This is a genomic window from Brevibacterium samyangense (assembly GCF_039529845.1).
Taxonomy (GTDB): Bacteria; Actinomycetota; Actinomycetes; order Actinomycetales; family Brevibacteriaceae; genus Brevibacterium; species Brevibacterium samyangense.
Window position 1 is genome coordinate 67,255 of sequence record NZ_BAAANO010000015.1, and the last position, 8,821, is coordinate 76,075.

7 protein-coding genes are annotated in these 8,821 nt (G+C 69.0%); 5 read left to right on the top strand and 2 right to left on the bottom strand.

All coding sequences use genetic code 11. The annotated features are described in order from the left end of the window. Positions 1–73 precede the first annotated feature (73 nt). The 3 genes from ABD172_RS08600 (at position 74) to cls (ending at position 3,828) form a co-directional block, all read left to right on the top strand. Entirely contained in the window at positions 74–1,240 is a 1,167-nt protein-coding gene (locus ABD172_RS08600; RefSeq protein ID WP_344308765.1) for an acyl-CoA dehydrogenase family protein, read from the top strand. 97 nt (positions 1,241–1,337) lie between these two features. Then, the gene (gene fabG, locus ABD172_RS08605; RefSeq protein ID WP_344308766.1) at positions 1,338–2,084 is read left to right on the top strand and encodes a 3-oxoacyl-ACP reductase FabG; all 747 of its coding nucleotides are present in this window, start codon (positions 1,338–1,340) and stop codon (positions 2,082–2,084) included. Positions 2,085–2,334: 250 nt separating this feature from the next. Beyond that, on the top strand, positions 2,335–3,828 hold the full coding sequence (gene cls / locus ABD172_RS08610; protein ID WP_344308767.1) for a cardiolipin synthase: 1,494 nt from the start codon (positions 2,335–2,337) through the stop codon (positions 3,826–3,828). A gap of 135 nt (positions 3,829–3,963) precedes the next feature. Here the strand turns inward: cls and ABD172_RS08615 are convergent, their stop codons facing one another. Beyond that, entirely contained in the window at positions 3,964–4,980 is a 1,017-nt protein-coding gene (locus ABD172_RS08615) for a helix-turn-helix transcriptional regulator (protein WP_344308768.1), read from the bottom strand. A gap of 157 nt (positions 4,981–5,137) precedes the next feature. Between ABD172_RS08615 and ABD172_RS08620 the strand changes: the two genes are divergently transcribed. Together ABD172_RS08620 and ABD172_RS08625 are read left to right on the top strand one after the other, a co-directional pair. Further along, positions 5,138–5,710 (top strand): mycothiol transferase, encoded by a 573-nt coding sequence (locus tag ABD172_RS08620; protein ID WP_344308770.1) that lies wholly within the window; start codon positions 5,138–5,140, stop codon positions 5,708–5,710. A 122-nt stretch (positions 5,711–5,832) separates the two neighbouring features. Then, a complete protein-coding gene (locus tag ABD172_RS08625; RefSeq protein WP_344308772.1) occupies positions 5,833–6,624 on the top strand; it encodes a DUF308 domain-containing protein in 792 nt (263 codons plus the stop codon). Between the two features lie 137 nt (positions 6,625–6,761). On the opposite strand, the gene aceB is transcribed toward ABD172_RS08625, so the two are convergent. Beyond that, positions 6,762–8,441: a malate synthase A gene (aceB, locus tag ABD172_RS08630; protein WP_344308773.1), complete on the bottom strand. Its 1,680-nt coding sequence runs from the start codon at positions 8,439–8,441 to the stop codon at positions 6,762–6,764. Positions 8,442–8,821 lie beyond the last annotated feature (380 nt).

Here is an 8,821-nt window from a genome sequence, read left to right on the forward strand (position 1 = left end):
ACGGCCCAGCCGGGCCGGAACAGTGAATGCCGGCGCCGGACCCCCGGTCCGCGCAGCGAAGAGGAAGAGAAACATGGACGACTCCGATCTCAAGGAAATCCTGTCCGCCGTTCGTGAATTCGTCGCGGAGCAGGTCGTTCCGCGCGAGCTCGAGATCGAGGACAACGACGCGTTCCCCGAGCACATCATCGAGGCCTCCAAGGAGATGGGCCTGTACGGCTGGGCCATCCCGGAGGAGTTCGGCGGCCTCGGTATGAACGCGTACCAGGACGCGCTCCTGGCGATGGAACTCGGGTACACGACCCCGTCCTTCCGTTCGCTGTTCGGCACCAACAACGGCATCGCCGGTCAGGTGCTCGTCAACTACGGCACCGACGAGCAGAAGGCCGAGTGGCTGCCGAAGATCGCCTCCGGTGACGTCGTCGCCTCCTTCGCGCTCACCGAGCCCGACGCCGGTTCCGACCCCTCGGGCCTCACGACGAAGGCCGTCAAGGAGGGCGACGAGTACGTCATCAACGGCGCCAAGCGCTTCATCACGAACGCCGCGATGTCCGACGTCCTCATGGTCTTCGCCCGCACCGACCTCACCGCGACCGGTTCGAAGGGCATCTCCGTGTTCCTCGTGCCGACGAAGGCCGAGGGCGTCACGGTGGGCCCGCACGACAAGAAGATGGGTCAGGCCGGCGCCTGGACCTCGGAGATCTTCTTCGACGACGTCCGCATTCCTGCCGTCAACCTCATCGGTGGCGAGGAGGAGAAGGGCTTCTACGCCGCGATGGCCTCCCTCAACAAGGGCCGCCTCCACATCGCCTCGATCTGCGTCGGCCAGGCCACCCGCATCCTCGACGAGATGGTCGAGTACGCGCAGGTCGCGAAGCAGGGCGGCAAGCCGATCGGTGACTTCCAGCTCGTCCAGGCGCACATCGCCGAGTCCTACACCGAGCTCCGTGCCGCCCGCGCCATGGTCCTCGAGGCCGCGCAGCGCTGGGACGACGGTTCCGACAAGAAGATCGGCCCGTCCTCCTGCAAACTCTTCGCCTCGGAGATGCTCGGCCGCGTCGCCGACCGCGGTGTCCAGGTGTTCGGTGGCATGGGCTACATGCGCGAGACCTCGATCGAGCGCTTCTACCGTCACGCCCGCCTCTTCCGCATCTACGAGGGCACCTCGGAGATCCAGAAGCTCGTCGTCGCCCGTCAGCTGTACAAGGGTGCGGGTGCCGCACTCAAGGAGATGCGCTGAGCGCAGCTCCGTGCTGAGCCGGCGCTCGCTCCGGGCGGGTGCCGGCTCGCCCCCAGCACCACCAACCAGATTTCTCTCTCATTCCTTAGGAGTACTCATGGGTCCGCTTCTCGAAGGCCGCACGGCCGTCATCACCGGTGCCGCTCAGGGCCTCGGCTACGCGATCGCCGAGGCGTTCGTCGCCGAGGGTGCCAACGTCGTCCTCGGTGACCTCAACGAGGAGGCCGTCAAGGCCGCTGCCGACAAGCTCGGCGTCGGTGACCGTGCCGTCGGCCAGGCCTGCAACGTCGTCTCCCTCGAGGACGTCGAGGCTCTCTGCGCCACCGCGAAGGAGACCTACGGCTCCCTCGACGTCATGGTGAACAACGCGGGCATCACCCGTGACGCCACCATGCGCAAGATGACCGAGGAGCAGTTCGACCAGGTCATCGCCGTCCACCTCAAGGGCACCTGGAACGGTCTGCGCACCGCCGCCGGCATCATGCGCGACCAGGAGAAGGGCGGCTCGATCATCAACGTGTCGTCGATCTCCGGCAAGGTCGGCATGCTCGGCCAGACGAACTACTCGGCAGCGAAGGCCGGCATCGTCGGCATGACGAAGGCCGCCACGAAGGAGGTCGGCTTCGCCAACGTCCGCGTCAACGCGATCCAGCCGGGCTTCATCAACACCGCGATGACCGCCGCCATGCGCGACGACGTCATCGAGGGCAAGCTCAAGGAGATCCCGATGGGCCGCGCCGGCGAGCCCTCCGAGGTCGCCTCGGTCGTCCTGTTCCTCGCCTCCGACATGTCCTCGTACATGTCCGGCACCGTCCTCGAGATCGCCGGCGGCCGCCACATCTGATCGGTCCTCGGAACTCGACATCACCGCTGCCCCGGTGCGTTCGACGGAACGCACCGGGGCAGCGGTGTTTCGTGGCGCCTCGGCGGGGGCCGAGCCACGGGTTTTTCGTCGAGCGGAGGGCCACGTAGCTCTCCATACGAGGAGTTTCCCGTGACTCGACCACGGGCGTCCCGGACCGGCGGCGGGGACGCGTCGGGAGCCGGATAGGATCGGCGAGGACCCGTACGTTGACCGGAAGCAGCTGCGCCCCATGGACTCGCCGTTCCTCTTCTTGTTCCCCGTGCCGGCCGGCTGGCCGCAGGGGGTCATCTGGGCGCTCATCTCGATCGATTTCCTCATCCGCGTCCTCGCGCTCGGGTTCGTGCCGCGGAACCGGAAGCCCTCGGTGGCGCTCGGCTGGTTGCTCGCGATCTTCCTCATCCCGTATGTCGGCATCCTCGCGTTCTGGATGTTCGGGTCGTCGAAGCTGCCGCTCAAACGCCGCGAGAAACAGCGCGTCCTCAACGAGTTCATCAAACGGCGGACCGGGGCACGGGCGGTGATCGGGGACTCGAGTGCGCTCTCGGAGCCGCTGCTCACCTCGGCGCAGCTCAACTACGAACTCGGTGCCCTGCCGATGACGCACGGCAACCACCTCGAACTCCTCACCGACAATCACGAGGCGATGCTCCGGATGGCGGAGGACGTCGACGCGGCGAAGGACTACGTCCACTTCGAGTTCTACATCGTCGCGATCGACAGTGCGACGAAACCGCTCCTCGACGCGCTGCTGCGCGCGCACGAACGCGGCGTGACGGTGCGTGTGCTCGTCGACCACATCGGGTCCCTCGGCGTGCCCGGGTACTCCGAACTCGTGCGGATGCTCGACGGCTCGGGGATCCCGTGGCAACGCGCCCTCCCGATCCGTCCGTGGCGTGGGGAGTACCAGCGCCCCGACCTGCGCAATCACCGGAAGATCCTCGTCATCGACGGTGACGTCGGGTACACGGGGTCGCAGAACATCGTCCACCGTTCGTACAACAAGCGGCGGAACCTGCGGAAGGGTTTCGAGTGGAAGGACCTCACGGCGCGGTGCACCGGCCCGGTCGTCGCCGAGCTCAACGGTGTGTTCGCGTCCGACTGGTACTCGGAGACCGACGTCATCATCCGTGACGAGTTCGAGGAACAACTCAAGGCGCCGGTCAAGGGCGGCGTCCTCGCCCAGGTGGTGCCGAGTGGTCCCGGGTTCGACCTCGAGAACAACCTGCGGCTGTTCAACCACCTCATCTACAACGCCAACCACACGGTCGTCATCTGCTCGCCGTACTTCGTGCCGGACGAGTCGCTCATGCACGCCCTCGTGACCGAGGCCCTGTCCGGGGTCGACATCCGGTTGTACGTCGGCGCGACGAGCGACTCGCGGATCACGCAGAAGGCGCAGGAGAGCTACTACGACGAGCTCGTCGCGGCCGGCGTGCGGATTTTCCAGTACCACGCACCGACCGTGCTCCACTCGAAGTTCCTCATCATCGACGACGAGGTCGCGATCATCGGGTCCTCGAACATGGACGAACGCTCCTTCGCGATGAACATGGAGGTGACGCTCTACGTCGTTTCCGAGGAGTTCGTGCAGAGCATGTACACCCTCGAGGCGAGCGACTACCGGAAGAACTCCGTCGAACTCGACGTCGAGGCGTGGAACAACCGCAAGTGGTACCGCCGGTACGTCGAGAGCGTCGCCCGACTCACGAGTTCCTTGTTGTAGCGGTGGGCCCACGGCCGAGGCGCGCCGAGTTGGCACGGTTGTCCCGAATTGGCACCGTGGACTCGAGACTGCGGTGCCAACTCGGGACGGTGGTGCCAACTCGAGGGTGGGAAGTGCTGGCCCGTGGGGAGCACATCAGCGCTCGCCCAGTGCTCGGTCGAGGCGGGTGCGGAGGTGCTCGAGCACCTCGGTGAAGGACTCCGGTTCGAGGACCGTGAAGTCGCGGGGGAGCGTGAGGAGACGGACCGCGATCCACTGCGGATCCTCGGCCGACAGCGAGACCTCACACGCGTCGGCGGTGAGCGGCCGCACGGTGCCCGCGCGCGCCGGGATCCTCGCGGAGACCTCGTTCGCGGGTGCCTCGACCCGCACGCGCACCTCGTGCTCGTACACCTCGGTCGTCACCCCGCGGCGTACCTGCTCGACCGGATCGGGGTGCTCACGGGGCGCGAAACCGAGTGTCGTCGTCCGGATCCCACCCATCCGGTCGAGGCGGAACGTCCGCCAGTCCTCGCGCTCCCGATCCCACGCGAACAAGTACCAGTGCCCGCCGAACAGCACCGTCCGGTACGGCTCCACCCGCCGCTGCGTCTCCCGTTCCCGTGTCCGGTAACCGAAGTCGACGAGAACCCTGTCCTGCGCCGCCGAGGCGAGGGCGAGCAGGGTGCCGAGCGGCACCTCGGGCTCGTTCCCGGGAACCGCGAGGACCGCGCCCTCCGCGCGGTCGATCGCCGACCGTAGCGCGGCGGGCAGCACGGAACGGAGCTTCGTGAGCGCAGAGTCTGCAGGGGAGCCCGCGGGGGAGCCCGGGTGGTCTCCGAACCGGTCCCCGTCGTCACCGTCCGACTCCGCCCCGCCCTGAACGCCTGCCTCGCCCCGCAATCCGGCCGTGTCGAGATTCCGCAGCGCGAGAGTGACGAGGAACGCCTCGTCGGCTGAGAACTGCAGGGGAGGGAGCACGGAACCGCCGCGCATGAGGTAGCCGCCGCCGGCGCCTCGGGCGGAGTCGATCCGGTACCCCTCGTCGCGGAGCGCGGCGATCCGGCGGCGCACCGAGCGGGGCGTCGAGCCCGTACGGGCGGCGATCTGTCCGGCGGTGAGCATGCGGCCGGGAGCGAGGAGCGCGAGGACGTCCGCGCCGGTGAGAGACATGACCCCAGTGTGCCGGGCAACGGGTCGAACGAATAGGACAGGAAGTGGCCGGTATGCGGCGGATGCTGGAAGCACGAAGCACCGGGGGAACCGTGTTCCGCCATCCGGCCGGAGTCCGGGGCCCTCGGTGCACCCGCCCTCTCCGAAAGGAACCGCCATGCCGTTCTTCGCCCCCAACGCACCGTCCACCGAAGCCGCTGCGCTCGCCGCGTACCTCGAACACCAGTGCCGGCAGCTGCGCAGCACCGTCCACGGGCTCACCACCGCACAGTCCCGGCTCACCCCGCTGCCGAGCGCGCTCTCCCTCGCCGGGCTCCTCGCGCACTCCGCGCAGGTCGTCCACGGCTGGCTGTTCGGCGTGATGAAGGCTCCCGAACCCGTCGAGCTCTCCGACTACGAGGCGATCAACGCGAAGATCGGGCTGGAGGGCATGTTCTCCGGGGCCGAGGTGCCGGACATGTCCCTCGAGGACCTCCTCGCCGTGTTCGACCGGTCCGTCGCGTACATCCGTGAGGCCGAGGGCGTTGCCGCGCTCGGTGCACCCGTGCCCGTCCCGGATGCACCCTGGTTCCCGGACGACATGGTGATCGACGCGCGTTGGGTGTGGTCCCACCTCACGACGGAGGTCGCCCGCCACGTCGGCCACGCCGACCTCATCCGCGAGGCCATCGACGGGCAGACCGCGTACGCGCTCAACGACGCGGTCGATGCGGAGTCGGCAAGCACGTGAGCGCGTTCAGCGGGAAGTGATGCTGATCTGAGAACATGCTGGGGATCGGGCTCACGTGCCGCGGCAGAGGAACACCCGGAGTGTGCCGGCCGTTGTGCGCTACGGACCTAGGAGGCTCCTCGATGAACATCAGCATGAACTCCCTCGCCCAGCAGTTCGCCAAGCGGCTGTGGTGGCTCACCCTGCTCCGCGGCACGGCGCTCGCCCTCGTCGGCGTCCTCGCTCTCGTCTGGCCGGGTGCTGCGACGAGTGTGCTCGTCACCCTCATCGGCGCGTACCTCGTGCTCGAGGCCGTCTTCTCGTTCGGCCGGGCCGTGGCCGCCCGCCGGAAGGGCGCCGAGCTCGCGGTTCCCGACGGTGTCGTCGGCGGTCCGGGTGCCGAGGGGGACCCGCGGCCCGGGTTCGGCGGCAGTGCGTTCGGTGGCAGTGGCTTCGGCGCCGGTGCGACCGGTGGCGCTGCGTTCGGTGCCGGTGGGTTCGGGCCGGCAGGATTCGCCTCGCCGTGGTCCCGCCCGGCGCCCTCGTCCCGCTCGCACGTGATGCGCGGGGTGTTCCTCACGATCCTCGGCGTCGTGTTCCTCCTGCTACCGGGTCTCGTCGGGACGGTCGCGGTGCTCGCGTTCCTCTACATGCTCGCCTTCGGCCTCGTCCTCGCCGGTGCCGTCACCCTCGCGATGAGCCGTGCCGCCGCGCGGGCCGGTGCTCCGGCGACGGGCGGGACCGTCCTCGGCGTCGTCATGCTCGTCGCGTCCGGCGCACTGCTCCTGTCGATCCTGCTCGCACCCGTCGCCACCGCGATGGTCGTCGTGCAGATGGTGAGCATCCTCCTCGTCATCGCGGGTGTCGCACTCGTGGTACTCGCGTTCTCGGTGCGGAAGGCGGCGAACGCCCCCGCGTCGATCACGACGATCTGATTCCTGCGGGACCGGGAAAGGACCGAGGCTCCGTCATTGGGCATGCCCAGTGACGGAGCCTCGGTCCTTTCCCGGTCTCTGCGGTCGGTAGCGGTGCCTCAAGACCCGCCGGGAGAAAAGAACAATCCCCCCTCTCCTCACGCCACGAGCAGCGCCCCGAGCCCCATCGATCCCGCCCGGCGTGCCGCCCGGTCCACGAGGTAGCGCTCGTACGCGAGCGTGGTGAGGAAGTCGGGCAGGTCGTCCTCGAGGGTCGACTGCCGGAACACCTCGACCGCATCGCAGTAGTGGTCGGCCGGGTGGCGTTCGATGAGCGCGAGCTCCTCCGCCATGAAGCGTTCGACGAGGGTCCGCGTGACCGTCCGCCCGTTGTCGAGGGTGACGCCGTTGCGGATCCACTGCCACACCTGCGACCGGCTGATCTCCGCGGTCGAGGCGTCCTCCATGCGGTCGTCGACCACGAGCGCGCCGGTGCCGTCGAGCCATGCGTTGAGGTACGTGAGGCAGACCCGGATGTTCGTCCGCAGGCCCGCCTCGGTGACGACTGCCTCGGCTCCGCCGATGCCCGCGAGGTCGAGGAGGTCCTGGGCCCGGACCGCATCGTCGACGTCCTCCCGGAGCACATCGAGCTGGTGCGGTTTCTCGCCGAGCACCGCGTCGAACGCCGCCCGGGCGAACGGGATGAGGTCCGGGTGCGCGACCCAGGACCCGTCGAAGCCGGCCCGCGCCTCGCGCTCCTTGTCCGCCGCGACCTCGGCGAACGCCTGCTCGGCGAGGGCCGCGACGGTGCGGTCCGGCACGAGGGAACTCATCCCGCCGATCGCGTGCGCACCGCGCTTGTGGCACGTGCGCAGGAGGAGCTCGGTGTACGCGTGCATGAAGGGCACCGTCATCGTCACGGCCGAGCGGTCCGGGGTGACGAAGTCGGGATGGTTGCGGAAGTTCTTGATGATCGAGAAGAGGTAGTCCCACCGGCCGACGCCCAGGCCCGCACAGTGCTCGCGCAGCTCCCAGAGGATCTCCTCCATCTGGAACGCCGCGGTGATCGTCTCCACGAGGACCGTCGCACGGATCGTGCCCAGCGGCATCCCGAGGAACTCCTGGGCGAAGACGAACACCTCGTTCCACAGCCGCGCCTCCCGTGCCGCCTCGAGCTTGTTCAGGGAGAAGTACGGGCCGCGGCCCCGGTCCACGAGCTCGCGGGCATTGTGGAAGAAGTGCAGCCCGAAGTCGACGAGCGCGCCCGAGGCGGTGTGCTCGGCCCCGTTGTCCTCGACCCACACGAGGTGTCGCTCGGGCAGGTGCAGTCCGCGTGGGCGGACCACGATCGTCGGCGGGGTCGGGTTCGTCACCGCGAAGTGCCGACCGGTGCCGTCCGGGTTCACTGCGAAGTGCTCGAGCTCGCCGCGCACGGCCGCCCGCAGGTTCGCGATCCCGGTGACGACGTTGTCCCACGTGGGGCTCAGCGCGTCCTCGAGGTCCGCGATCCACACGTTCGCCTCCGAGTTGAGTGCGTGGATGGCGGTGCGTGCAGCCACCGGCCCCGTGATCTCGACGCGGCGGTTCTCGAGCCCGGGAGCCCCGGCGGCGCCGGCGACCTTCCACGCGGTGTCCTCACGGATCGCGCGGGTGTCGACCTTGAACGCGGGGAACCGACCGTGATCGATCGCGGCGCGCCGGGCCTCGCGGGCGGCGAGGACCTCCTTGCGCTTCAGGTGGAACCGCTCGTGCAGGGCGGCGACGAAATTCAGGGCGTCCACGGTCAGAACGCTCTCGTACCCCGGTTGCACGGGCCCGGTGATCTTCATGTGCGACATGGGAAAACTCCTGATGCGAGGACTGTGCCCTCCGCCGGTGGTGTCCGCGGCGGTGACGGTGCCCGCGGCGACAGTGCCGTGCGGGACCGGGGCCGTGCGGGAACGGCGGGAAGGGGCGTGAAGGGGCGGGAAGAGGAAAGCCGGTGGGGCGCCTCGGGCACGGAACGAAACCCCCGAAACGTCCGTGCGCGAGGTGCCCCACCGGGCGAGGACCCGAGGTCCTCCGTGACTGCCCTCCCGGTCCGAGGACCGCGAGGGAGGTCCGGCGCCGGCGGCGTCCGGGCGTCGGGCCGGGGAACGACGGTGTTCCCTGCTCCTTCGCCGAGGCGCCTGCCGGGCGCGGGCTGTGGGGTGCGGTGGCCACGTGGGGCCACCGCACG